The 22,982-nt window shown below is 71.5% G+C and carries 21 protein-coding genes; 13 read left to right on the top strand and 8 right to left on the bottom strand.

Going from position 1 to position 22,982, the window contains the following annotated elements; all coding sequences use genetic code 11:
- Positions 1 to 39 precede the first annotated feature (39 nt).
- Positions 40 to 3,129 (top strand): M14 family zinc carboxypeptidase, encoded by a 3,090-nt coding sequence (locus IRQ30_RS04485; RefSeq protein WP_193611821.1) that lies wholly within the window; start codon positions 40 to 42, stop codon positions 3,127 to 3,129.
- Between the two features lie 30 nt (positions 3,130 to 3,159).
- Here IRQ30_RS04485 and IRQ30_RS04480 read toward each other — a convergent pair whose 3' ends face one another.
- Positions 3,160 to 3,378, bottom strand: a complete 219-nt coding sequence (locus tag IRQ30_RS04480) for a hypothetical protein (protein WP_193611820.1) — start codon at positions 3,376 to 3,378, stop codon at positions 3,160 to 3,162.
- Positions 3,379 to 3,582: 204 nt separating this feature from the next.
- On the opposite strand from IRQ30_RS04480, the gene IRQ30_RS04475 reads away from it, so the two are divergent.
- From IRQ30_RS04475 to IRQ30_RS04465, 3 genes are all read left to right on the top strand, one after another.
- Positions 3,583 to 4,248: a hypothetical protein gene (locus IRQ30_RS04475; protein ID WP_193611819.1), complete on the top strand. Its 666-nt coding sequence runs from the start codon at positions 3,583 to 3,585 to the stop codon at positions 4,246 to 4,248.
- Positions 4,249 to 4,325: 77 nt separating this feature from the next.
- Entirely contained in the window at positions 4,326 to 5,330 is a 1,005-nt protein-coding gene (locus IRQ30_RS04470) for a PASTA domain-containing protein (protein WP_193611818.1), read from the top strand.
- A gap of 99 nt (positions 5,331 to 5,429) precedes the next feature.
- Positions 5,430 to 6,548, top strand: a complete 1,119-nt coding sequence (locus tag IRQ30_RS04465) for an acyltransferase family protein (RefSeq protein ID WP_193611817.1) — start codon at positions 5,430 to 5,432, stop codon at positions 6,546 to 6,548.
- Here IRQ30_RS04465 and IRQ30_RS04460 read toward each other — a convergent pair.
- Positions 6,545 to 6,757 (bottom strand): PLD nuclease N-terminal domain-containing protein, encoded by a 213-nt coding sequence (locus IRQ30_RS04460; RefSeq protein WP_193611816.1) that lies wholly within the window; start codon positions 6,755 to 6,757, stop codon positions 6,545 to 6,547. The genes IRQ30_RS04465 and IRQ30_RS04460 overlap by 4 nt on opposite strands.
- 115 nt (positions 6,758 to 6,872) lie before the next feature.
- Between IRQ30_RS04460 and IRQ30_RS04455 the strand changes: the two genes are divergently transcribed.
- Both IRQ30_RS04455 and IRQ30_RS04450 read left to right on the top strand, forming a co-directional pair.
- Positions 6,873 to 7,469: a hypothetical protein gene (locus IRQ30_RS04455; RefSeq protein ID WP_193611815.1), complete on the top strand. Its 597-nt coding sequence runs from the start codon at positions 6,873 to 6,875 to the stop codon at positions 7,467 to 7,469.
- 130 nt (positions 7,470 to 7,599) lie between these two features.
- Entirely contained in the window at positions 7,600 to 8,283 is a 684-nt protein-coding gene (locus IRQ30_RS04450; RefSeq protein WP_193611814.1) for a LuxR C-terminal-related transcriptional regulator, read from the top strand.
- 560 nt (positions 8,284 to 8,843) lie between these two features.
- Here IRQ30_RS04450 and IRQ30_RS04445 read toward each other — a convergent pair.
- From IRQ30_RS04445 to IRQ30_RS04435, 3 genes are read right to left on the bottom strand one after another with little or no spacing between them, the layout of a single operon-like run.
- Positions 8,844 to 9,149, bottom strand: a complete 306-nt coding sequence (locus tag IRQ30_RS04445; protein ID WP_193611813.1) for a hypothetical protein — start codon at positions 9,147 to 9,149, stop codon at positions 8,844 to 8,846.
- Positions 9,150 to 9,205: 56 nt separating this feature from the next.
- Positions 9,206 to 10,303, bottom strand: a complete 1,098-nt coding sequence (locus IRQ30_RS04440) for an NAD-binding protein (RefSeq protein ID WP_193611812.1) — start codon at positions 10,301 to 10,303, stop codon at positions 9,206 to 9,208.
- A 35-nt stretch (positions 10,304 to 10,338) separates the two neighbouring features.
- The gene (locus tag IRQ30_RS04435; protein WP_193611811.1) at positions 10,339 to 11,304 is read right to left on the bottom strand and encodes a YihY/virulence factor BrkB family protein; all 966 of its coding nucleotides are present in this window, start codon (positions 11,302 to 11,304) and stop codon (positions 10,339 to 10,341) included.
- Between the two features lie 18 nt (positions 11,305 to 11,322).
- On the opposite strand from IRQ30_RS04435, the gene IRQ30_RS04430 reads away from it, so the two are divergent.
- On the top strand, positions 11,323 to 12,990 hold the full coding sequence (locus tag IRQ30_RS04430; RefSeq protein ID WP_193611810.1) for an acyl-CoA dehydrogenase family protein: 1,668 nt from the start codon (positions 11,323 to 11,325) through the stop codon (positions 12,988 to 12,990).
- A gap of 112 nt (positions 12,991 to 13,102) precedes the next feature.
- Here the strand turns inward: IRQ30_RS04430 and IRQ30_RS04425 are convergent, their stop codons facing one another.
- Complete coding sequence (locus IRQ30_RS04425; RefSeq protein ID WP_193611809.1) at positions 13,103 to 14,488, bottom strand: cation:dicarboxylate symporter family transporter; 1,386 nt, start codon at positions 14,486 to 14,488, stop codon at positions 13,103 to 13,105.
- Positions 14,489 to 14,616: 128 nt separating this feature from the next.
- On the opposite strand from IRQ30_RS04425, the gene IRQ30_RS04420 reads away from it, so the two are divergent.
- Positions 14,617 to 16,215: an ATP-binding protein gene (locus tag IRQ30_RS04420; RefSeq protein ID WP_193611808.1), complete on the top strand. Its 1,599-nt coding sequence runs from the start codon at positions 14,617 to 14,619 to the stop codon at positions 16,213 to 16,215.
- The gene (locus IRQ30_RS04415) at positions 16,212 to 16,889 is read left to right on the top strand and encodes a response regulator (RefSeq protein WP_193611807.1); all 678 of its coding nucleotides are present in this window, start codon (positions 16,212 to 16,214) and stop codon (positions 16,887 to 16,889) included. The genes IRQ30_RS04420 and IRQ30_RS04415 overlap by 4 nt, the downstream gene beginning before the upstream one ends.
- On the opposite strand, the gene IRQ30_RS04410 is transcribed toward IRQ30_RS04415, so the two are convergent.
- Entirely contained in the window at positions 16,886 to 18,328 is a 1,443-nt protein-coding gene (locus IRQ30_RS04410; RefSeq protein WP_193611806.1) for a glycine hydroxymethyltransferase, read from the bottom strand. The genes IRQ30_RS04415 and IRQ30_RS04410 overlap by 4 nt on opposite strands.
- A gap of 39 nt (positions 18,329 to 18,367) precedes the next feature.
- Positions 18,368 to 19,084, bottom strand: a complete 717-nt coding sequence (locus IRQ30_RS04405) for a hypothetical protein (RefSeq protein ID WP_193611805.1) — start codon at positions 19,082 to 19,084, stop codon at positions 18,368 to 18,370.
- Between the two features lie 410 nt (positions 19,085 to 19,494).
- On the opposite strand from IRQ30_RS04405, the gene IRQ30_RS04400 reads away from it, so the two are divergent.
- From IRQ30_RS04400 to IRQ30_RS04385, 4 genes are all read left to right on the top strand, one after another.
- Positions 19,495 to 21,210: a nitrite/sulfite reductase gene (locus IRQ30_RS04400; protein WP_193611804.1), complete on the top strand. Its 1,716-nt coding sequence runs from the start codon at positions 19,495 to 19,497 to the stop codon at positions 21,208 to 21,210.
- Entirely contained in the window at positions 21,207 to 21,377 is a 171-nt protein-coding gene (locus tag IRQ30_RS04395; RefSeq protein ID WP_193611803.1) for a hypothetical protein, read from the top strand. Before IRQ30_RS04400 ends, IRQ30_RS04395 begins: the two co-directional genes overlap by 4 nt.
- Complete coding sequence (locus tag IRQ30_RS04390; RefSeq protein ID WP_193611802.1) at positions 21,374 to 22,120, top strand: phosphoadenylyl-sulfate reductase; 747 nt, start codon at positions 21,374 to 21,376, stop codon at positions 22,118 to 22,120. The genes IRQ30_RS04395 and IRQ30_RS04390 overlap by 4 nt, the downstream gene beginning before the upstream one ends.
- A 76-nt stretch (positions 22,121 to 22,196) precedes the next feature.
- On the top strand, positions 22,197 to 22,940 hold the full coding sequence (locus tag IRQ30_RS04385) for a sirohydrochlorin chelatase (protein ID WP_193611801.1): 744 nt from the start codon (positions 22,197 to 22,199) through the stop codon (positions 22,938 to 22,940).
- The last annotated feature ends 42 nt before the right edge of the window (positions 22,941 to 22,982 follow it).

Raw genomic sequence — 22,982 nt, 5'->3', positions numbered from 1 at the left:
GTCATGCGTGGTGTTGCGTCTGTACTCATCGCCGGCTCAGTGGTCGCCGCACTGGGGGTCGGCCTGGCGCCGTCCTCAGCCGAGACACCACCCACGCAGGCGCCGAGCGCCGCAAAGAGCGACGGCCGGCTCGACGCCTACGTCGCTAAGAAGGTGACGGCCGACCAGCTCGGCAGCCTGGCGCAGCAGGGCTACGACCTCACCGAGGCACATCCGACCGGCGAGACGTCGCAGGTCGACCTCATCCTCACGCCCGCCGAGGCGGAGGAGCTGCGGGCGCAGGGCATCGACCTGACGCTCACCAAGGTGAAGGGCGGGCAGACGGTCCGTCAGTTCGCCAAGGCGCAGGCGGTGGGCGGCTACACCGTGTGGAAGTCGTACGACGAACCCGGCGGCATCCGCGACCAGATGGTGACCGCGGCTCGGCGCAACCCGGACGTCGCCAAGCTGGTCAAGCTCGGAACGACGTACCAGGGGCGCGACATCCTCGCCCTCAAGCTCACGTACGGCGCACGGTGGCGGCGCGACGGGTCCCGGCCGGCGGTGATCTACAGCGCCACCCAGCACGCGCGGGAGTGGATCGCGACCGAGGTGACGCGGCGGCTGATGACCAGCTACCTCGACCGCTGGCGCGCACGTGACCGGAGCGTGCGGCGGCTGCTGGCCGGCACCGAGCTGTGGTTCGTGCCGGTGATGAACCCCGACGGCTACCAGTACACGTTCGACGTCGAGCGGCTGTGGCGCAAGAACCTGCGCGACAACAACGGCGACGGCGTCACCCAGGTCGGCGACGGCGTCGACCCCAACCGCAACTTCCCCTCCCACTGGGGCTACGACAACGAGGGCTCCTCCCCCATCCCCTCGAGCGAGACCTACCGAGGCCCGGCGCCGGCGTCCGAGCCGGAGACCAAGGCGGCGATGCGGCTGTTCCGGACGGCGCGCGCGGAGTTCATGGTCAACTACCACTCCAACGGGCGGTGGCTGCTCTACAACGACGGCTGGCAGATCGGCACGCCGACCGCGGACGACCCGATCTACCACGCGCTCTCGGGCAACCTCGACAACCCGGCGATCGCCGACTTCCACCCGGGTCTGTCCTCCGACGTCCTCTACGTCACCAACGGCGAGATCGACGGCTACGCCCAGGAGGCGACCGGCACGCTCGCGTGGACGCCGGAGCTCTCCCCCGGCTGTGAGACCTGCGGCTTCGTCTTCCCCGACGACGAGGCGCTGGTGCAGGAGGAGTTCGCGCGCAACCTGCCCTTCGCCGAGTCGGTTGCCGCCTCCGCGAGCGACCCCGACGACCCGAAGTCGTCGCTCGGCATCGAGACCAAGCCCTTCTACCTGGACAGCGAGGACCCCTACAAGTCCGGCCTGCCGGGGGTCCAGCTCAGCTTCGCCAAGTCCTACGGCGACCCGCAGCCGGTCGCCGTGCTCGCCAAGCGCAGCCTCGGCCGGGTGACCGCCAAGTGGCGCGTCAACGGTGGCCGGACGCAGTCGGCGCCGACGCGCGAGTGGCGCGGCGGCGAGCGCTACGGCATGACCTCGACCCACTACCGCCAGGTGCGCGGCACCGTGCGCGGCACGAAGCCGGGCGACTCGGTCAAGGTGTGGTTCGAGGCGCGCGGGAAGCGGAGTCCGTCGTTCACCTACGAGGCGGTCGCGGAGTCCAGGAAGAGGGAGCGCGTGCTCGTGGTGGCGGCCGAGGACTACACCGGTGCCTCCCCCGCGCAGACGCCCGGACCGCACCACCTGCAGTCCTACCTCGACGCCCTCGCCGCCAACGGCCACCAGGCCGACGTGTACGACGTGGACGCGCAGGGCCGCGTGGCGCCGGACGCCCTCGGCGTGCTGAGCCACTACGACGCGGTGGTCTGGTACACCGGCGACGACGTCGTGACTCGCACCGCCGGGCGCGGCGCCGGCAACGTCGACCGGCTCGCGCTGGACGAGATGCTCGAGTTCCGTGCGTACATGAACGAGGGCGGCAAGGTGATGTACACCGGCGACCAGGCCGGCGAGCAGTACACCGCCAACCTCGGCACGCAGCTCTACGACCCGCAGGGCACGATCGACTGCAACCCGCTGCCTCCGGGCGTCGACGAGCGTCGCTGCCTGCCGCTGCGCGGCTCGGGCGACGGCACCAACGACGTGCTGCAGTACTGGTTCGGCGGCTACCTCGCCGTCCCCGGCGACGGCCTCGACGAGAACGGCGACGTGCACGACGTCACCGGGACCGCCGACCCGTTCAACGGGCTCGGGTGGTCGATGAACGGTCCCGAGTCGGCCGACAACCAGGACGCCACGTCGTCGTTCATCTCGACCAGCGGCATCCTGCCGGTGGAGGAGTTCCCGCAGTTCGAGAGCTGGCCGTCAGCCCGCTGGGACAAGCCGGGTGGGCCGTTCGACCCGCACACCGGGTCGCGCTACGTCTACAGCCAGATCGCCGACGTCTCCTACAAGCGGCTCACCCGCACGGTCACGGTGCCGGTCGGCGGCGGCTCCCTCGGGTTCTGGACGTCCTACGACACCGAGGGCGCGTGGGACCACGTGTTCGTCGAGGCCCGCACGCCGGGCGGCGACGACTGGACGACGCTCCCCGACGCCAACGGCCACACCACCCAGGCGACCGGCGACAGCTGCGCCGCGGGCTGGCGAGACCTGCACCCGCAGCTCGACCGCTACACGACGTACGACGAGGCGTCGGAGAACTGCACGCCGACCGGTACGACGGGCGTGTGGCACGCCGCGTCGGGCAGCTCCGGCGGGTGGCAGGAGTGGAGCGTCGACCTGGCCGCGTGGGCCGGGGCGGAGGTGGAGCTGTCGATCACCTACGCCAGCGACTGGGGCACCCAGAACCTCGGCGCCTTCGTCGACGACGTGACCTACCCCGACGGCACGACCACGTCGTTCGAGAGCGGCCTGGACGGCTGGGCGACCCCCGGCGCCCCGGCCGGCAGTGCTCCCAACAGCAACGACTGGCTGGCCACCGACGCCAGCGGGTTCCCGGTCGGCGCCGCCATCTCGACGCCCGACTCCCTGCTGATGGGCTTCGGGTTCGAGGGCATCGCGACAGCGTCAGCGCGCAACGAGGTGATGGGGAGGGCGCTCAAGCACCTGCTGGACTGAGCGTCCGCCTCGTCGGCGGGCTCGGACGTGCTAGCGCCGCTTGACGATCCGACGCAGCACCAGCGCGCCGACAGGTACGGCGACCAGCAGCCACAGCACGCCGGACCCCTCGACCGACTGGCGCCAGGTCACCCGGTCGCGGGCGACGAACGCGGCCGCACTGCGAGGGAGTCGACCGACGGTGGCCCTCGCGGACCGGCGGCGGTGCCCGGCGGGATGGTCGATCGGTTCGGTGGGCTCGTCGGGCATCGGGGACTCCGTCGGTTGCGGTCGGGGCGTAGGTTCGACTTCAACTTACAACGTAAGTCGACGTCAGCCGGCGGCTGCCGTGCCGACACCGTCGACAGGAGACCCCGTGCCCGGAACCGACCGGCTTCATTCCCTCGCTGCGCGCAGCGAAAGTGCACCAGTTCCCGTGCCCGGTTCGCCCCGCACGCCTCGTAGGTTTGTGTGATGAGACTGCCCTCCATCCCCGGACCCTCGGACGTGCGCGCGCTGGTGGAGCAGCTCGTCGCCGCCGGGCCGCGCGTGCTGCGCCTGCTCGACAGTGCCGAGCGACTCCTCGACGACGTCGTCGCCCTGATGGCGAGGATCGAGCAGACCCGGCAGCGGGCCGACGAGGTGGTGGAGGCCGCGGACGAGACGCGCAGGCGGGCCGACCACGCGCTGGTGTCGTTCGAGCCGCTGTCCGACCGCGTCAGCGGGATGCTCGACGACGCCGATCCCCTTCTCGCCAGGGCGGACAGCCTCCTGGGCCGGGCCGAGCCGATGGTCGCCCGGATCGAGCCGCTCCTCGCCGACCTGGTCCCCCCGATGACCCAGCTCCTGCCGGTGCTCGACCGGATCGCCAAGACCACCGACCCCGACGAGATCGAGGCGATCGTGGCGCTGGTCGGACACCTCCCCGAGCTCGCGGACAAGATGGAGTCCGACGTCCTCCCGATGCTCGAGACGCTCAGCTCCGTCGCGCCGGACCTGCACGACCTCCTCGACGTCTCCAAGGAGCTCAACGAGATGCTCGGCAAGCTCCCCGGCCTGCGCGGCATCAAGAAGCGGGTCGAGAAGGAGCAGGAGGAGGAGCGCGAGCAGGACGAGCGCTCCGACGACAGCACCGCCTGACCGAGTGGCACGTTGGCCGGTTCGCCTGACAGGGGCGACGTTCTGCTGGTACTCCTGAGCACTCAGGGGGCCACGACATGACACGAACGACGCCACCGCACGGCGCGCACGCCGGCTGGTACCACGACCCGGTGGACCCGGGCCTGATCCGTTACTTCGACGGGCACGCCTGGACACCGCACACCTCGGCGAAGCCCTACGGCTGGACGGTTACCCGCGCAACCCCAACCGCAGCCGCGCCCGGAATCGCGCAACGCCGCCGTCAGTACTGGTGGGCGCTGGTGCCGGGGGTGCTGGTGGCCGCTCTGGTGCTGTTCGCAGCCGGGGTGATGGCAGGAGGCTCCGGCCCCAGCTCCGACCGCGAATCGGCTCGAAGCCCCGAGTCCTCGAGCGCCGAGTCCTCGGCTCCGACCAGCTCGTCGGACCCGACGCCCACCCCCACCGCCGAGGCAGAGCCCGAGCCCGTCACGGAGAGCGAGGCACCACCGGCTCGATCGGTGGTTCCGCAGCTCGTGGGGCTGACCCGCCAGGAGGCGAAGGCCCAGCTCGTCGCCGCCGGCCTGGTGGTGGAGATGATCCGCCGCGTGCCTTCCGCCAAGGCACCCGGCACCGTGCTGCGGCAGAAGGCGAAGGTCGGCTCGTCGATGGTGCCCGGCTCAGGAGTGGTCCTCGTCGTCGCCTCCCCCTTCCCCGGGGTCCCCGGCGTCGTCGGACTGTCTGAGTCCGAGGCCGTCGACCGACTGAAGGCCGCCGGCTTCAAGGTCTCGGTGTCGACGGCGAGACGCGAGTCGGGCAAGAACAAGGTCGTGCTGGAGCAAACGCCCGGACGCACGGCTCGCGCCAAGCCTGGCTCGACCATCGGCCTGGTGGTGTCGTCCGTCGTGAAGCCACCGCCGCCGCCGCCGCCGCCGCCGAGCAACTGCACCTCCGGCTACCGGCCGTGCCTGACCCCCTCGTCGGACTACGACTGCGCGGGAGGGTCCGGCGACGGACCGGAGTACGCGTACGGCCCGATCTACATCGACGGCTCCGACCCCTACGACCTCGACCGCGACGGCGACGGAGTGGCCTGCGAGAGCTGAAGGCCGCGGCGGAGCGCCACGGTCGTGATCGAGCCGGATCCCGAGCCGCCGCCTAGGATCGACTCCTGCCGCCGGCTCGGCGGGGTGCGAGGGGGGCACATGGGCGGGTACGTCGCGCACGCGGACTTCCGCGCGCTGCGCCGCTTCCCCGCCCTCGACGGGGTGCGCGCGATCTCGGTGCTGCTCGTGTTCACCGCGCACCCGGCGTACCCCCACGTGTGGCCACGCCTGCACGGACCGTCGGGCGTGACGCTGTTCTTCGTGCTGAGCGGCTTCCTGATCACCACGCTGCTGCTGCGCGAGCACGACCAGAGCCCGCGCGGGGTCGACCTGCGCGCGTTCTACGTCCGGCGCGCGTTCCGCATCTACCCGATGTACCTCGCGGTCTTCGCGCTCTACTGCGTGCTCATCCTCGGCCTGGGCATGCAGCCGGAGCGGCGCGACGCGTTCGTGGAGAACATCCCCTACTTCCTGCTCTTCTTCCCCGAGCACTCGCTCTACTTCAACGGCGACGTGCTGGTGCCGTTCGACATGGCGTGGTCGATCGGGATCGAGGAGAAGTTCTACTTCGTCTGGCCAGTGCTCGGCTTCGTGCTGCTGAAGGCCCGCCCGCTCCCCCAGGCCGTGGCGCTGACCGCGATCGCACTGGGCTGCAGCGTCGCCGGCTACCTCGGCGGCGGCTGGGGCGTCTCGCTCGAGAGCTACACCCCGATCGCCCTGGGCTGCCTCGTCGCGACGCTGCTGCACCACCGCCCCTCCTACGAGCGGCTGGCGCTCGTCGGCCGGCCACCGGTGCTGCTGCTCCTCGCCACGGTGCTCGTGGCCCTGCAGCTGGGCACCGACGAGGTGCTCCCCCAGGGCCGGCTCTACCCCGTCTTCAGCCTGGTCGCAGCGCTGGTGCTGGCGGGCCTCGTCACCACCACCTCGACGCGCACGGACTGGCTCGGCTCACGCCCGATGACCTACGTCGCCGCGCTGTCGTACGCCCTCTACCTGCTGCACAACTTCGGGCTCAACGCCGCCGAGAGCGTGCTGCCCTCCGACTGGGGCTTCGCGGGCTCGCTGCTCTCCACCACCGTGGGCATCGCGCTGGCCTTCGTCGCCGCGCACGTGGCGCACGTCTGGTTCGAGGACCCGCTGCGCCGCTACGGCGTACGCCTGGCGGGGCGGCAACGACCGGCGACGCCGCTCGCGCCGGCCAGGCGGACTCGGCCCTAGCGGCGACCGACGACGAGGTAGGCCAGGGGGCCGACCGGCTGGACGGCCAGCGCGAGCGCCCACGCCGTCTTGGGCCCGCGCACCTCGGACGCCGGGCGCCGGGCGAGGTCACGTGAGGCCACCGTCGTCAGCACGACCTCCGCGAGGCCGCCCACGACGACCAGCCGCCGTTGGCTCGCAGTGAGGTCCGACCACGTCTTCTTCGCCATGGTCCGACCCTACGGGGACCCGGGCACCCACCAGAAGGCATGAACCGCCCCGCAACGGGGAAAGCACCCCGGTGACCGTCCGCTCCAGGGGACGGATCGAGGAGACGAGGACCCGATGGAGCAGCAGCCAGTCGACACCCGCTCGTGGGCGGTGACCAAGGACGACGTACCCCACCAGCTCTCGCTGAGCCCGGACGGACTGACGCTGCGCGAGACCGAGGGCGAGGGATTGGCGCACTACCCGCTGCGCGAGCTGCGCGTCGCGTCGTTCCCCACGCCGATGAGCGTCGAGCTCCTCACCGACTCCGGCGTGGTCGCCCTCGACTTCCACGCCGGCACCATCCAGCGTGAGCTGCGGGCGGCCCTCGAGGAGCTGGCCGTGACCGTCCGCACCCCCGCCAGCCGCACCGAGGAGCTCCTCACCACGATCGACGAGACCCCGTTGCCCACCAAGTACGTCGACGGCTTCGGCTTCCTGACCGTGGGCCTGTGCGTCCTCGTGGTCGGCGCGTTCTTCTTCCTGCTCGCGAGCAACAGCGCCGAGGGCGACTCCGGCAGCGGCACCACGATCGGCTTCGTCTTCGCGTGGCTGGTCATGACGCTGGGGTCGTTGCTGGCGAGCATCGGCGTGGTGGGCATCGGGGTGACCATCGGGATCCGCCGTGCCGTCGACCTGATGGGCCCGCCCTCGGGGTGGGGCCAGCGCCGCTGAGCGCGGCGGCGAGAACTTGCCGGGTGGTCCAGATGGGTGTTTGGATCGTGAAGGACCAGGGAAGTCGGTCCGAGAGAACTCATCTGGCCGTGATCGACACCGTGCCAGCCTGTCGAACGAGGCGACGTCAGTGACCATTTCTTCGCGGAGGGCGGGCGACCCCGTCCGCATCGCGATCGTCACCGACGAGGACGTGGTCTACCGCGGCCTGTCCTCCGTCGTCCAGGAGATGCCTATGCCCTACGAGCTCCTCGGGCGGGGAGCCGATCTGGCGGTCGACCCGGGCGTCGACGTCGTCCTCTACGACGTCGCCGGGCTGACGAGCGGGAGCACCGACGAGTTCGACTGGCTGGTCAAGGAGACGCATGCCGCCGTCGTGGCGGTGGCCCGCGACCTGCGACCCGACCTGGCCAACCAGGCGTTCGAGAAGGGTGCCGACGGTGCCATCTCCATGTCCGCGGACGCCGCGGCCATCCACCAGGTCATCCGGTCCGCCGGGCTGGGCGACCTGGCCGGCGACCGCGACGACGACGCCCTCGACTACACCGGGAACCCCACCCAGCTCGGCGGCGGCCACGGCCTGTCACCGCGCGAGGTGCAGGTGCTCGGCCTGATCACGATGGGCCTGGGCAACGACGACATCGCCCGCCGTCTGTACCTGAGCATCAACTCGGTGAAGACCTACATCCGCTCGGCCTACCGCAAGATCGGCGTGACCAACCGCAGCCAGGCGATCGCCTGGGCGGTCCAGCACGGGTTTGCGCTCGACGAGGTCCGGGACGGGGCGGCCGGCGACGACGACGCGTCGTCGTAGCGCGGGCGGCGTGACCCGATGATCCGAGACGCGACTTCTGATGAGAGGGGTGCGTAAGTCTCCGTGATCGCATACTCTCGTCGGGTTGGATCGGACGGGTCGGGTGATGTCTCACTCGCACTCTGCGCCGCATACGACCGAGACCACCGTTCCGCCTACTCATAGGAGGCGGAGCGGTGGTCTTCTCGTTGAACCTACACCCCGAGCGGATTAGTCCGCAGTCCGAACAATCACCCGCGGGGATGAGGCGCGGCTCACGCGCGTCGCCGTAGGTTGGTCCTGTCGGCGGTCTCGAGCGTCAGGGCTTACGCAGCCCTATCGGGAGGACTGCACCTCGAAAGAGACCGCCGACGCCATACCCCGTCCCGGATCTCCCGCCGGAGCTGATAGCCCGTCAGGGTGAGCACGGCCTAGTCACTTCGAGCCATCTCGGTGGCGATGTGGGTCAGATCGCGGCGAACCCCTGGGGGCAAGGCCGCTGGTCGGCTAGCGTAGTGACCGCCGAACCGCTGGTGACCCGAGACGCCAGCGGTTCGGCTCTTTCGTGCCCGGGCGCTCCCCTACGAGGGGGTCAGCAACGCCGCCGGGACCCACTCCTCGACGAGCTGCCACGCGTCGGGTCGCAGCTGCACGACGTAGACGACACGGCCCTCCCAGCCGTCGGCGGCCTGGCGCCACTCGACCAGCAGCCCCGGCCGCTTCGCGCCGTGCCGGTCGATCGCGTCGGAGACCCAGCAGTGCCGGGCCGGGCAGGGGTCGCCGAGCGACGCGACCGCCGGCCGGGAGGCGGCGCCGGGTCGCACCCGCTCGGACAGCGGGACGCCGCTGCCCTGCTTGCTCCACCCGCCACCCATGCCCCCGGCCATGGGGACGATCGTCTCACACGTTCGAACAGGTGTTCGACCCCGTGAGGATCCCTCGATCAGTCGTCGGAGGCCGACTCCTCGTCGTGGGTGCCGGGCCGGGGCGCCCACGGCAGCTCCTTGGCGGGCCGTACGACGACCAGGCGGTCGCCGCGGGCCAGCTGGGTGACGACGGGGTCGAAGTAGCGGTAGACCTTCTCGTCGCGGACCACCGAGATCACCTGGTCGGGCAGCTGCTGGGGCTGCTTGCCGACCTCGCTGACGAGCAGGTCGCGCTCGGCGACCTCGAGCCCCTCGCCGTAGCTGAGCAGGTCCTCCATCACCGCGCCCAGCGTCGGCGACAGCGACGACAGGCCGAGCAGACGGCCGACCGCGTCGGAGGAGGTGATCACCGAGTTGGCGCCGGACTGGCGCATCAGCGGGGCGTTCTCCTGCTCCTTGACCGCCGCGACGATCCAGGCGTCGGGGTTGAGCTGACGGACGGTGAGGGCCGCGAGCACGTTGGAGTCGTCGCGGTTGGTGGTGATGATGATCTGGTCGGCCTCCGCGACGCCGGCGCGGCGCAGCACCTCGCGGCGGGTGGCGTCGCCCGAGACGACCGCGAGGCCGTCGGCGTGCGCGTCGGCCAGCGCGGTGGGGCTGGGGTCGACGATGACCACGCTCTCGCGCTCCAGGCCGTTGTTGACCAGCGTCTCGACGGCGCTGCGGCCCTTGGTGCCGTAGCCGACGATCACGACGTGGTGACCCATCTTTTTCCTCCAGCGAGAGACGCGGAACATCTCCCGGCCCTGGGACGCCAGCACCTCGAGGGTGGTGCCGATCAGCAGGACCAGGAAGGCGATGCGGGCGGGGGTGATCACGAACGCGTTGATCAGGCGGGCCTGGTCGCTGACCGGGGCGATGTCGCCGTACCCGGTCGTGCTCAGCGTGACGGTCGTGTAGTAGATCGAGTCGGTGAAGCTGACGTAGTTGGTCGGGTCGTTGCCGTCGCGGTAGCCGGTGCGGTCGAAGTAGACCAGCAGCACCGTGCCGAGCAGGATCCCGAATGCCAGCAGCAGCCGGCGGCCCAGCTCCCACCACGGCGACCGGACGACGTCGGGGAGGGAGATGCTGCCACGGAACGCACTGCCCGCCTGATCCCCCGTCGCGTCGACCACGTGGCGAATCTAGCGGGCGCCCGCCGCGGATCGGGTCAGGACCTCTCCTTCGACATGCGGTTCCTGATGCGGTGCATCAGCTCCTGGCGGGCGCTGGCCGTCCCCTTCTGCGGGAAGACGGTGTCGAACGCCGCGTTGACCGCCGCCCCGATGAGCACCGCCAGGGCCAGGATGTAGAGCCACAGCAGCACCGCGATCGGCGCGGCGAGCGGACCGTAGATGGACTTGGAGTCGGCGGCGGTGATCGTGAGCACCCAGCGCAGGACGTAGGAGCCGACGATCCAGGCGACCAGCGAGAACGTCGCGCCGGGCAGGTTGAAGCTCCAGTTGGTCCGCACCGGCACGGACAGGTGGTAGAGCGTGGCGAGGAAGCAGATGCACACGACGACCACGACCGGCCAGTAGAAGCTCATCACGAACTCGGCGTTGTCCGGCAGGACCTCGCGGACCAGCTTGGGCCCGGCGACGACGAGCGGGATCGAGACCGCGCCGGTGATGAGCGCGAGGATGTAGAGCACGAAGGAGAGCGCGCGGGTCTTGATGATGCCGCGGTGCCCTCCGAGCCCGTGCATGATCGTGATGGTGTCGACGAAGACGTTGAGGGCGCGCGAGCCCGACCACAGCGCCAGCACGAAGCCCAGCGAGATCACGTCGAAGCGGCCGCCGTCGAGCACCTCGTCGATGGTGGGCACGACGATCCGGTTGACCGCGCTGTCGGTGAGGAACGACGACGACAGGTCGATCACGGCCTGCCGAACGTCCTCCACCTGGGCCGCGGTGAACCGCTCCGACACGTAGCCGATGGCGCCCGCCAGCGCGAAGACCAGGGGCGGCACGGAGAGCACCGCGAAGAACGCCGCCTCGGCCGCGAGACCGGTCACGCGGTAGCGCAGGCAGGCGCTGACGGTCGTGACCACGAGGCGCCACAAGGTGTCCAGGAGACGGCGCGGTCGGGTCCACGTCCGCCCGGACGAGGCGGTCTCCCGGGTCTCCGCCACCATGCCGCTTACGGTAGTCGCATGGCACTCCCGGACTCGCCAACCCCGACGCGGCGTGAGGTGCGCGTCACCACCAACCAGGCGCCCCCGCTGGTGGGCCACAACGTGGTCACGGCCGACGCCGCGCTGAGCGAGGCCGTCGTGCGGCACGCCGGCCCCGACGTCCTCGAGGACCTCGCGGAGATCGGGGCGCAGGCCGGCAGCGCGGAGGCGCGCGAGCACGGCCGGCTCGCCAACGAGCACCACCCGGTGCTCACGCCGTACGACCGCTTCGGCAACCGCATCGACGAGGTCTCCTTCCACCCCTCGTGGCACTGGCTGATGGCGCGCGCGGTGGGCCACGGGCTGGCCGCGACGCCGTGGGAGCAGCAGAAGGCCGGCAGCCCCCACGCCCACGTGCGCCGCGCGGCGGGCTTCATGGCGTGGTCGCACACCGAGCCCGGACACGGCTGCCCGATCTCGATGACGTACGCCGCCGTGCCGGCCCTGCGCGCCGACGACGCGGTCGCGAAGGAGTGGACGCCGCTGCTGGCCTCGACGACCTACGACCCCGGCCTGCGGCCGGTCGCGCAGAAGCGCGGGGCGCTGGTCGGCATGGGCATGACCGAGAAGCAGGGCGGCTCCGACGTGCGCGCCAACGTGACCGTCGCCCGTCCCACGTCCGTCGACGGCGAGTACACGCTCCACGGCCACAAGTGGTTCACCTCGGCGCCGATGAACGACATGTTCCTGGTGCTCGCCCAGACCGAGAGCGGGGTGACCTGCTTCGTGCTCCCCCGCGTGCTGCCCGACGGCACCCGCAACCAGGTCGACGTCGTCCGCCTCAAGGACAAGCTCGGCAACCGCTCCAACGCCTCCTCGGAGCTGGAGTTCGACGGCACGCTCGCCCACCGGCTCGGCGACGAGGGCCGCGGCGTGCGCACCATCATCGAGATGGTCGCCGCCACCCGCCTCGACTGCGTGCTGGGCTCCGCATCCCTGATGCGGCGCGCCGTGTCGGAGGCCTCCTGGCACGCCGCTCACCGCTCAGCCTTCGGGTCGCTGCTGCTCGACAAGCCGCTGATGCAGAACGTCCTGGCCGACCTGGCCGTCGAGTCGGAGGCCGCCACCGCGCTGGCGCTGCGGCTCGCGTCCGCGGTCGACCGGCGCCACGACCCCCACGAGGCGGCCCTGCGGCGGATCGCCCTGCCGCTGGCGAAGTTCTGGGTCTGCAAGCGCACGCCGGGTCACGTGGCCGAGGCGCTGGAGTGCCTCGGCGGCAACGGGTACGTCGAGGAGTCGGTGATGCCGCTGCTCTACCGCGAGGCACCGCTCAACTCGGTCTGGGAGGGCTCGGGCAACGTCAACGCCCTCGACGTGCTGCGGGCCCTGGGGCGCGAGCCCGAGGTGCTCGCGGCCTGGATCACCGAGGTCGGCCTCGCCCGCGGCGCCGACGCCCGCCTGGACGGCGCCGTCGACGACACCCTGGCGATGCTGGGCGACGCCGCCGGGCTCGAGGTCTCCGCCCGGCGCCTCGCCGCCCGGATGGCGCTGTGCCTGCAGGGCTCGCTGCTGGTGCGCTTCGGCCCGCCCGAGGTCGCCGACGTCTTCTGCGCCTCGCGCCTCGGCTCGTCGTACGACGGCGTCTACGGCGCCCTCGACCGCGGCGACCTGCGCACCATCGTGGACCGCACGCTCCCCGTCGCCTGAGCGCCCTGAGCCACGAGGGGTTTCGAGACAGGACTTCGTCCTTCCTCAACCCCCGGGACGACCCGGGGGTTGAGGAGGTTGCCCTGGCAACCGTCTCGAAACCCCCGCGAGGTCAGCGGAGGGCGGGCTCCTCGGTGGGGCTGCCCGGCGGGTCGCCGACGCCGTCGCCGTCGCGGTCGGGGTGGTCGTCGACCATGGTGGCCTCGTCGAAGGGGTCGGTGCCGTCGAGCGTGCGGTCGAGCTGGCCGCGGTCGAGGCCGCCGGTCCAGTGGCCGATGATCACCGTGGCGATCGAGTTGCCGGCGAAGTTCGTCAGCGCGCGGGCCTCGGACATGAAGCGGTCGATGCCGACGATGAAGCCGACGCCGTCGACGAGCTCGGGGCGGTGGGAGTTGAGTCCGCCGGCGAGGACCGCGAGGCCGGCGCCGGTGACGCCCGCCGCGCCCTTGGAGGCGATCATCATGAAGACCAGCAGCGAGATCTGCTCGCCGATCGAGAGCGGGTCGCCCAGCGCCTCGGCGATGAACAGCGAGGCCATCGTCAGGTAGATCGCGGTGCCGTCGAGGTTGAACGAGTAGCCGGTCGGCACGACCACGCCGACGGTGGTGCGGTCGACGCCGGCGTGCTCCATCTTGGCGATCAGGCGGGGCAGCGCCGACTCCGAGGAGGAGGTCGCCAGGATCAGCAGGAACTCCCGACCCAGGTAGCGCATCAGCGAGAAGATGTTGACGCCGGTGGTGAGCTTGAGCAGCGTCCCGAGGACGACGAAGACGAACAGCCCGCAGGTGACGTAGAAGCCGATCATCAGCACCGCGAGGCTCTGCAGGGCATCGACCCCGCCCCCGCCGGTGACGGCCGCCATCGCGCCGAAGGCACCAACCGGCGCCGCCCACATGATCATCGAGAGCACGCGGAAGACGAGCTTCTGTATGATCTCGACGCCGCGCAGGATCGGCTTGCCGGCCTCGCCCATCTTCAGCAGCGCGAACCCGATGAGCAGCGCGATGAAGAGCGTCTGCAGCACCTCGCCGGACGTCAGCCCCGACAGCAGCGACGTCGGGACGATGCCCAGCAGGAATTCGGTGGTGCTCTCCGCCTTGCCCTCGGCGGCCTTGGCCTGCCCCGCCTGCGCGATCTCGTCGCTCAGCTGGAGGCCCTCGCCGGGGTGCAGGAAGTTGCCGACCACCATGCCGATCGCCAGCGCCACCGTGGACAGGGTGATGAAGTAGAGCAGCGCGAGCCCACCGACCTTGCCGATGCGCGCCGCGTTGGCCACCGTGCCGACGCCGAGCACGATCGTGCAGAAGATGATCGGCTGGATCATCATCGTGATCAGGCTGACGAAGCCCGTGCCGAGCGGCTGGAGCTCGAGGGCGAAGTCGGGGAACACGATCCCGACCGCGATGCCCGCGATCACGGCGATGATCACCGCGATGTAGAGGTAGTGGGTCCGGTCGCGGCGTGGTGCCTTCTCCGCGACGTCTGGGGTGCTGGTCATGCGTCCTCCGGTCCTCGGCCGGGCGGTCCCCCGGCACGGTGACCACGATCACGCCGACTGTGACCGCGGTCACCCTTGTGGTCGTTGTGTTCACGCAGTGCCCGGAGACGGTGGGGCACAATCACCTCGTGGACACCGCCGCGGGCACCCGCGTGCGCCGCCGCGAGACGTCGGTCGCTCGCCAGGTGCTGCTGCTCCAGGTGCTCGTCGTGCTGCTGCTGGTCGTGGTCTCCCTCGCCCTCGCGACGTACGACGCCCGGCGCGACGCCCGCGACTCCGCGGTCGAGCGCGTGGTCGGGGTCGCCCAGGCGGTGGCCGACTCCCCCGCGGTCGTGGACGCCCTCGACGACGCGGAGCCCTCGGCCGCGATCCAGCCCTACGCCGAGCAGGTGCGCGTCGACACCGGCACCGACTTCGTGGTGGTCATGGGCCTGGACCGCACCCGCTTCAGCCACCCCACCGCCTCACTGGTCGGCGAGCGCTTCGTCGGCGACCTGGGCGACGCGCCCGGGGGCGGGGTGTTCACCCAGGAGTACGCCGGGACGCTCGGCCCCTCGATGCGCTCGGTCGTGCCGGTCCACGACGGCGACCGCGTGGTCGCCCTGGTCTCGGTCGGGATCACCATCTCGTCGATCGACCGGGCCCTGCGCGACGACCTCGTGCTGATCGGCGTCTCCGCGGCGCTGGTGCTCGGCGCCGGCCTGCTCGGCGCCTGGCTGGTGTCCCGCCGGCTGCGGCGCCAGACCCACGGCCTGGGCGAGCGCGAGATGACCCGGATGTACGAGTACTACTCCGCGGTCCTGCACGCCGTGCGCGAGGGGCTGCTGCTCCTGGACTCCGAGGGCCGGGTCCAGCTCGTCAACGACGAGGCGCGGCGACTGCTCGACCTGCCGGGCGACGTGGTCGGGCGGCGCCTCGACGACCTCGGGCTGGCACCGGCCCTGGTCGCCGCCGCCCTGGGTCGCACCCCGCACCCCGACGACCTCTACCTCGCGGGCGACCGCATGCTCCTGGTCTCCTCGTCGCCCGCCGCGTGGGAGGGCCGGGAGGTCGGCTCGGTCGTCACGCTGCGCGACCACACCGAGCTGCGCACCGTGACCGGCGAGCTCGACGTCGTGCGGGGGCTCACCGAGTCGCTCCGCTCGCAGACCCACGAGGCCGCCAACCGCCTGCACACCGTGGTGTCGCTCATCGAGATGGGCCGGCCCGAGGAGGCGGTCGACTTCGCGACCGAGGAGCTCCAGGTCGCCCAGCTGCTCGCCGACCGCGTCGTCGGGGCCGTGGGCGACCCCGTGGTCTCCGCGCTGCTGCTGGGCAAGACCTCCGAGGCCGTGGAGCGCGGCATCGAGCTGGGCATCACCGGCCGCATCCCCGAGGACGCCGCCGTCTCCTCCCGCGAGCTCGTCACCGTGCTCGGCAACCTCCTCGACAACGCCTTCGACGCCGTCACCGGGTCCGACACCCGCCGCGTCGAGGTGTCGCTCGAGACCGACGGCGACCTGCTTCGGGTGGTCGTCGGCGACAGCGGCCCCGGCCTGGACGAGGAGGAGGCCGCGCACGCGCTCGAGCGCGGCTGGTCCACCAAGGCCTCCGGCGGCCGTGGCGTCGGCCTGGCGCTGGTCGCCCAGGTCGCTCGGCGCTACGGCGGTCGGGTGCGGGTGGACGGGTCACCGCTCGGCGGGGCGCGCTTCACCGTCGAGCTGCCGCGCCCGGAGGCGGCGACGTGACGACCCGGGTCCTCATCGTGGAGGACGAGGCGCTGGCCGCCGAGGCGCACGCGTCGTACGTCGCCCGACTGGACGGCTTCGAGGTGGCCGGCACCGCCCGGTCGGCCGCCGAGGCGGCGCGCTTCCTCGCCTCCGACGCGGCCGTCGACCTGGTGCTCCTGGACATGCACCTCCCCGACGGCCACGGGCTCGGGCTGCTGCAGCGGATGCGCGCCGCGGGCCAGCTGTGCGACGTGATCGCGGTGACGGCGGCGCGCGACACCGACGTGGTGCGGCACGCGGTGGCCCAGGGGGTCGTCCTCTACCTGCTGAAGCCGTTCACGTTCGCGACCTTCCGCGCCAAGCTCGAGCAGTACGCCGCCTACCGCGCCCAGCTGGACGCCGCGACCGACGAGGTGGCCCAGGACGAGGTGGACCGGATGCTCGGCTCGCTGCGACCCGTCGCCGGCGCCGACCTGCCCAAGGGCATGAGCGTCGACACCATGCGCGAGGTCACCGCCGCCCTGCGCGCGAGCGACGTACCGCTGTCGGCGAGCGAGGTCGCCGCCGTCGTCGGCGCCTCCCGGGTCACCGCCCGGCGCTACCTCGAGCACCTCGCCGACACCGGCAGCGCCGAGCGACAGCCGCGCTACGGCTCCGGCGGACGGCCGGAGCTGGAGTACCGCTGCCTCTAGGAGAGCTCGAGCCCGGGGTAGAGCGGGTGCTTGTCCAGCATCTCGGCCGAGGCGTCCTTGACCTTGTCGGCCACGCCGTCGGCCAGGACGTAGGACGCCTTGGACGGCCCCCCGGCCTTGGTCGTGCCGGGCTGGGTGTTCTGCAAGACGTGGACGATCAGCTCGGCGACCCGGTCGAACTCGTCGTGGCCGAAGCCGCGCGTGGTCAGCGCGGGGGTGCCGAGCCGGATGCCGGAGGTGTACCAGGCGCCGTTGGGGTCGGCCGGGACGGAGTTGCGGTTGGTGACGACGCCCGCGTCGAGCAGCGCCGACTCGGCCTGGCGACCGGTCAGGCCGAAGCGCGAGACGTCGAGCAGCACCAGGTGGTTGTCGGTGCCGCCGGTGACGAGGTCGCCATCGCGCTTGAGGAAGCCCTCGGCCAGCGACTTGGCGTTGTCGGCGACCTCCTGCGCGTAGGTCTGGAACGCCGGCTGGCGGGCCTCGGCCAGCGCGACGGCCTTGGCTGCCATCACGTGCGAGAGCGGGCCGCCGAGCACCATCGGGCAGCCGCGGTCGACGGACGGGGCGTACTCCTCGGTGGCCAGCACCATGCCGCCGCGCGGTCCGCGCAGGCTCTTGTGGGTGGTGGTCGTGACGACGTGGGCGTGCGGCACGGGGTCCTCGTCGCCGGTGAACACCTTGCCAGCGACCAGGCCGGCGAAGTGGGCCATGTCGACCATCAGGGTGGCGCCGACCTCGTCGGCGATCTCGCGCATCTTCGCGAAGTTCACGCGGCGAGGGTAGGCGGAGTAGCCGGCGACCAGGATCAGCGGCTTGAACTCGCGGGCCTTGGCACGCAGCGCGTCGTAGTCGAGCAGCCCGGTCTCCGGGTCGGTGCCGTACTGCTGCTGGTGGAACATCTTGCCGCTGATGTTGGGGCGGAAGCCGTGGGTCAGGTGGCCGCCGGCGTCCAGGCTCATCCCGAGCAGGCGCTGGTTGCCCAGCTCCTTGCGCAGCGACTCCCAGTCGGCGTCGGTGAGCTCGTTGACGTTCTTGGAGCCGGCCTTCTCCAGCCAGGGACCCTCGACGCGGTGGGCGAGGATCGACCAGAAGGCCACCAGGTTGGCGTCGATGCCGGAGTGGGGCTGGGCGTAGGCGTACTCGGCGCCGAACAGCTCGCGGGCGTGCTCGGCCGCGAGGGTCTCGACGGTGTCGACGTTCTGGCAGCCGGCGTAGAAGCGGTGGCCAACCGTGCCCTCGGCGTACTTGTCGCTGAACCAGGTGCCCATGGTGAGCAGCACCGCGGGCGAGGCGTAGTTCTCGCTGGCGATGAGCTTGAGCGAGCCGCGCTGGTCGGCCAGCTCCTGGCGGGTGGCCTCCGCGATGCGGGGCTCGACCGAGGCGATCACCTCAAGAGCTTGGGAGTAGGCGCTGCTGGTCAGGGCGTTCAGGTCGGCCATGACGGCAGCCTAGCCAGCGCCGCCGTCACGGCCGAAACCTCATCGCGGGTTGGACGCGGCTCGAGGTGCCGGCCGCGGCGGCGCGTCGGCGGCGCTGCCGGCGCGCACCGCCCAGCTGCCGTACTGGTAGCAGGACGCGCTGATGCAGTCGCCGTAGACGCCGAAGCCGATCGTCGAGGTGTGGTTGCTGCCGTCGGACGCGTTGTAGCCGTTCAGCCCGGTCACGCCGCCCTGGGTGTTGGTGTAGACGCACAGCCAGGCGCGGGGCACGACCTGTCCGGGGCCGGGACAGTTGGCGGTGAACGGGGCGCCCTCATCGAGCACGGTGATCCTGGTGGACGGGACCCGGACCGGCAGCGTCTTGCCGAAGGAGACGGTGTCCTCGACGTAGCCGGCACTGCCACCTCCCCACGCGGCCCACTCACCGCGCAGGACCTCGCCGCGCGCGGCCGTCCTGGTCACGAGCGCCGCGCTGTCCAGGCCGTCGAGCCGGTCGGCGTTGCGCGCGCTCCTGATGATGTTGTCGGGCAGGTAGCCCTTGCGGTTGGTGGCCACGAGCTTGCCCTTGCGCTGCTTGACCGAGGCGGCCGCCCCGACGGCGTCCTTGCCGTCGACCTTGTCGGCGTTCTTGATCTTGGCGGCGACGCTGGGGCTCGCCATCGCCAGGACGCTGACGAGGAGGGCGACGACGGCGGTGCGCACGTCTCGGCTGAGGTTCTCGCGACTGAGGAAGCGAGGGGTCGTGGGACTGGTCATGGTGCGGGCCTCTTCCTGGTGGTGGTGGGATCGACTCCCTCCACCGTCCTCCGCGCGGCTGCGGGGCGCATGACCTGAATGGGCCATTGCGCGGAGCGAGCCTGCGGGCCGGCCGTGTGACGTACGCCCCACGACCGGCAGCTCCAGGCGTCGCCCCAGTGCCGGCGTCTCGCATGATGGACGCGCCGTCCACATCATGGGATTCCGGTTTGTGAGAAGGGCGTCCGCACCGTGAGACTGCTTGACATGATCAGCGCCCGGACGCACGCCTACCTCGTGGTACGTCGCCACGTGGACTTCGGGCGTACGCGCAGCGCGATGTGTTGGCCCCGCTGAACGACGCCACCCCGATCATCCCGCGCCCCTGCTGAGCAGGCGCCGCGCGGCACTCAGCGAAGGACCAGCTCCTCATGCCCGACCAGCGCTTCCAGGCCCAGCCCCCGGCCCACACCGACGTCCCCCGCCCCAAGCGGGCCGAGGGTCAGTGGGCGTTCGGCTACACCGAGCCGCTGAACAAGAACGAGCAGTCCAAGAAGGACGACGACCCGCTCAACGTCCGCGCCCGGATCATCAACATCTACTCCAAGCGCGGCTTCGCCTCGATCGACCCCGCCGACCTGCGCGGCCGCTTCCGGTGGATGGGGCTGTACACGCAGCGGGCGCCCGGCTTCGACGGCGGCAAGACCGCCACGCTCGGCGAGGAGGAGCTCGACGACGAGTACTTCATGCTGCGGGTGCGCTCCGACGGCCGGCTGCTGGACGCCGGGGCGGTGCGGACGCTGGGGCAGATCGGCGTCGACTTCGCGCGCGACACCGCCGACGTCACCGACCGCGAGAACATCCAGTACCACTGGATCCGCGTCGAGGACGTCCCCGAGATCTGGGACCGGCTCGACGCCGCCGGCCTGAGCAGCCTCGAGGCGTGCGGCGACTCGCCCCGGCCGTTCCTCGGCTCCCCCGTCGCGGGCGTCTCCACCGACGAGATCATCGACGGGACCCCCGCGCTCGAGGAGATCTACCGCCGCTTCATCGGCAACCCCGACTTCTCCAACTTCCCGCGCAAGTTCAAGACCGCGGTGACCGGCCACCCGGGCCACGACGTGTGCCCGGAGACCAACGACATCTCCTTCGTCGGCACCGTCCACCCCGAGCACGGCCCCGGCTTCGACCTGTGGGTCGGCGGCGGGCTGTCGACCAACCCGATGCTGGCCGCCAAGCTCGGCGTGTGGATCCCGCTCGACGAGGTGGCCGACGCCTGGGCGGGCGTGGCCGGCATCTTCCGCGACTACGGCTACCGGCGGCTGCGCTCCCGGGCGCGGCTGAAGTTCCTGGTCGCCGACTGGGGCGTCGAGAAGTTCCGCGAGGTGCTGGAGAAGGAGTACCTCGGGCGCGAGCTCGTCTCCACCCCCTCGCCGCCGACCCCGGTGGGCCACCGCGACCACATCGGCGTCCACCCCCAGAAGGACGGCAAGTTCTACGTCGGCATCGCGCCCACGGTCGGCCGGGTGTCCGGCTCGCTCCTGGTGCAGCTGGCGGACCTGATCGAGGAGTTCGGCGTGGCCGGCGCCCGCCTGACGCCGTACCAGAAGATCGTGCTGATCGGCGTCGACGAGGACAAGGTCGAGGCGCTCGTCGCCCGGCTCGACGAGATCGGCCTCAGCGCCCGCCCGTCGAACTGGCGCCGCAACACGATGGCCTGCACCGGCATCGAGTTCTGCAAGCTGGCGATCGTCGACACCAAGGAGCGGGCCCGCCTGCTCGTCGGCGAGCTGGAGAAGCGCTTCCCCGACCTCGACACGCCGATCACCGTCAACGTCAACGGCTGCCCCAACGCCTGCGCCCGCACCCAGGTCGCCGACATCGGCCTCAAGGGACAGCTCGTGATGTCCGACGGCGAGCAGGTCGAGGGCTTCCAGGTGCACCTCGGCGGCGCCACCGGGCTCGACGCCAACTTCGGCCGCAAGCTGCGCGCCCACAAGGTGACCAGCGCCGGTCTCGACGACTACATCACCGTCGTCGTCGGCAACTTCCTGGCCGCCCGCACCGAGGGCGAGCGCTTCGCGACGTGGGTCGCGCGCGCCGACGAGGAATTGCTGCGCGGTGAGAAGGCGTTGAGTCCGGCATGAGCACCGAGCGCGCCGTGCCGTTCCACTGCCCCTACTGCGCCGACGACAACCTGTGGCCCCACGAGTCGGACGACTCCTCGGTCAAGGGCGCGTGGGAGTGTCGGTCGTGCCAGCGCGCGTTCACCGTCACGATGCTCGGGATGCTGCGGCGGGAGGTGAAGGCATGACCACCGCCACCACCGCGGCAGCCCGCGCCAACCGCGGCTCGCTGACCGCCGGCCGCTCCCCCGAGGAGCTGCGCGAGCTGGTGTCCCACTGGGGCGCCGAGCTCGAGCTCGCACCGGCCGAGCACATCATCGAGTGGGCCGCCGCCACCTTCGGCGAGCGGTTCTGCATCACCTCCTCGATGGGAGACGCCGTGCTCGCCGACCTGGCCGCCAAGACGGTCCCGGGCGTCGACGTGGTCTTCCTCGACACCGGCTACCACTTCGTGGAGACCATCGGCACCCGCGACGCGGTGCAGGCCACCCTGGACGTCAACCTGCTGACGATCACCCCCGTGCAGACGGTGGCCGAGCAGGACGCGCAGTACGGCAAGGACCTCTACAAGACCGACCCCGACCTGTGCTGCGCGCTGCGCAAGGTCAAGCCGCTGGCCGACTCGCTGGCGTCGTACGACGCCTGGGCGACGGGGCTGCGCCGCGCCGAGACCCACAACCGCGTGATCGCGCCGGTCATCGGCTGGGACGCCAAGAAGGGCAAGGTCAAGGTCTCCCCGCTCGCGCGGTGGACCGACGAGCAGGTCGAGCGCTACATCGCCGAGAACGGCGTGCTGGTCAACCCGCTCGTCTACGACGGCTACCCCTCGATCGGCTGCGCTCCGTGCACCCGACGCGTCGCCCCCGGCGAGGACGCGCGCAGCGGGCGCTGGGCCGGCACCACCAAGACCGAGTGCGGGATCCACTCATGAACGACTCCCGGTCCCACGTCCCCGACAGCGTCGTCGGTGTCTCTGCTCCACCCGCTCACGAGAGGAGGCCGCGCTGATGGCTGCTCCTGCACTGGTGGCCCTGGCTCACGGAAGTCGTGACTCGCGGTCGACCAAGACCATCACCGCCCTCGTCGCCGAGGTCAAGGCCATGCGCCCGGACCTGCGCGTCGAGAAGGCGTTCCTGGACCTCGCCAAGCCCCACTTCCAGACCGTCGTCGACCGGCTGGTCAAGGCCGGGCACGACGAGATCGTCGTCGTCCCCCTGCTGCTCAGCGAGACCTACCACGGTGCCGTCGACGTGCCCGCGGCCGTCGCCGAGGCGACCGGACGCCACCCCGGCCTGCAGATCCGCGTGACGTCGATCCTCGGGCTGGAGGCCTGCTTCCTCGAGGTGCTCGACGAGCGGCTGCGCGAGGCGCTGCGCAGCTCCCGCGTGCGTGAGCTGGACGCGCTCGTCCTGGCCGCGGCCGGCTCCACCGACCCGCTGGCCAACCAGGCCGTCGCCCGTCTGGCCCGTCTGTGGGGCACTCACCACAAGCTGCCCGTCAGCGCGGCCTACGCCGCCAGCGCCCCGCCGGCCACCGGCGAGGCCGTGCGCGCCTTCCGCGCCGAAGGCCGTCGCCACATCGCCGTCGCGTCGCTCTTCCTGGCCCCCGGGGCCCTGGTCGACCGAGCCGCGGAGCTCGCTCTCGAGGCCGGCGCCGTGGCGGTCGCCGAGCCCCTCGGCGCCCACCCCGAGGTCGCCCGCACCATCCTGGCGCGCTACGCCGTCGGCGCCGTGGAGCTCGTGCCTGTCTGAGGGTTCCGACCCCGTTGCTTGAGGAGGTTGCGCCAGCAACCG

This window comes from Nocardioides lijunqiniae, assembly GCF_015024225.1.
Lineage (GTDB): Bacteria > Actinomycetota > Actinomycetes > Propionibacteriales > Nocardioidaceae > Nocardioides > Nocardioides lijunqiniae.
Note: the sequence above shows the minus strand (reverse complement) of the source record. Positions and strands in the feature narration are given on the sequence as shown.

Coding starts and splice junctions, on each gene's coding strand:
- IRQ30_RS04410 (WP_193611806.1), bottom strand. CDS start 18,328: ATGGCCGACCTGAACGCCCTGACCAGCAGCGCCTACTCCCAAGCTCTT.
- IRQ30_RS04395 (WP_193611803.1), top strand. CDS start 21,207: ATGAGCACCGAGCGCGCCGTGCCGTTCCACTGCCCCTACTGCGCCGAC.
- IRQ30_RS04390 (WP_193611802.1), top strand. CDS start 21,374: ATGACCACCGCCACCACCGCGGCAGCCCGCGCCAACCGCGGCTCGCTG.
- IRQ30_RS04470 (WP_193611818.1), top strand. CDS start 4,326: ATGACACGAACGACGCCACCGCACGGCGCGCACGCCGGCTGGTACCAC.
- IRQ30_RS04465 (WP_193611817.1), top strand. CDS start 5,430: ATGGGCGGGTACGTCGCGCACGCGGACTTCCGCGCGCTGCGCCGCTTC.
- IRQ30_RS04385 (WP_193611801.1), top strand. CDS start 22,197: ATGGCTGCTCCTGCACTGGTGGCCCTGGCTCACGGAAGTCGTGACTCG.
- IRQ30_RS04400 (WP_193611804.1), top strand. CDS start 19,495: ATGCCCGACCAGCGCTTCCAGGCCCAGCCCCCGGCCCACACCGACGTC.
- IRQ30_RS04435 (WP_193611811.1), bottom strand. CDS start 11,304: ATGGTGGCGGAGACCCGGGAGACCGCCTCGTCCGGGCGGACGTGGACC.
- IRQ30_RS04480 (WP_193611820.1), bottom strand. CDS start 3,378: ATGCCCGACGAGCCCACCGAACCGATCGACCATCCCGCCGGGCACCGC.
- IRQ30_RS04455 (WP_193611815.1), top strand. CDS start 6,873: ATGGAGCAGCAGCCAGTCGACACCCGCTCGTGGGCGGTGACCAAGGAC.
- IRQ30_RS04475 (WP_193611819.1), top strand. CDS start 3,583: ATGAGACTGCCCTCCATCCCCGGACCCTCGGACGTGCGCGCGCTGGTG.
- IRQ30_RS04405 (WP_193611805.1), bottom strand. CDS start 19,084: ATGACCAGTCCCACGACCCCTCGCTTCCTCAGTCGCGAGAACCTCAGC.
- IRQ30_RS04430 (WP_193611810.1), top strand. CDS start 11,323: ATGGCACTCCCGGACTCGCCAACCCCGACGCGGCGTGAGGTGCGCGTC.
- IRQ30_RS04460 (WP_193611816.1), bottom strand. CDS start 6,757: ATGGCGAAGAAGACGTGGTCGGACCTCACTGCGAGCCAACGGCGGCTG.
- IRQ30_RS04445 (WP_193611813.1), bottom strand. CDS start 9,149: ATGGCCGGGGGCATGGGTGGCGGGTGGAGCAAGCAGGGCAGCGGCGTC.
- IRQ30_RS04425 (WP_193611809.1), bottom strand. CDS start 14,488: ATGACCAGCACCCCAGACGTCGCGGAGAAGGCACCACGCCGCGACCGG.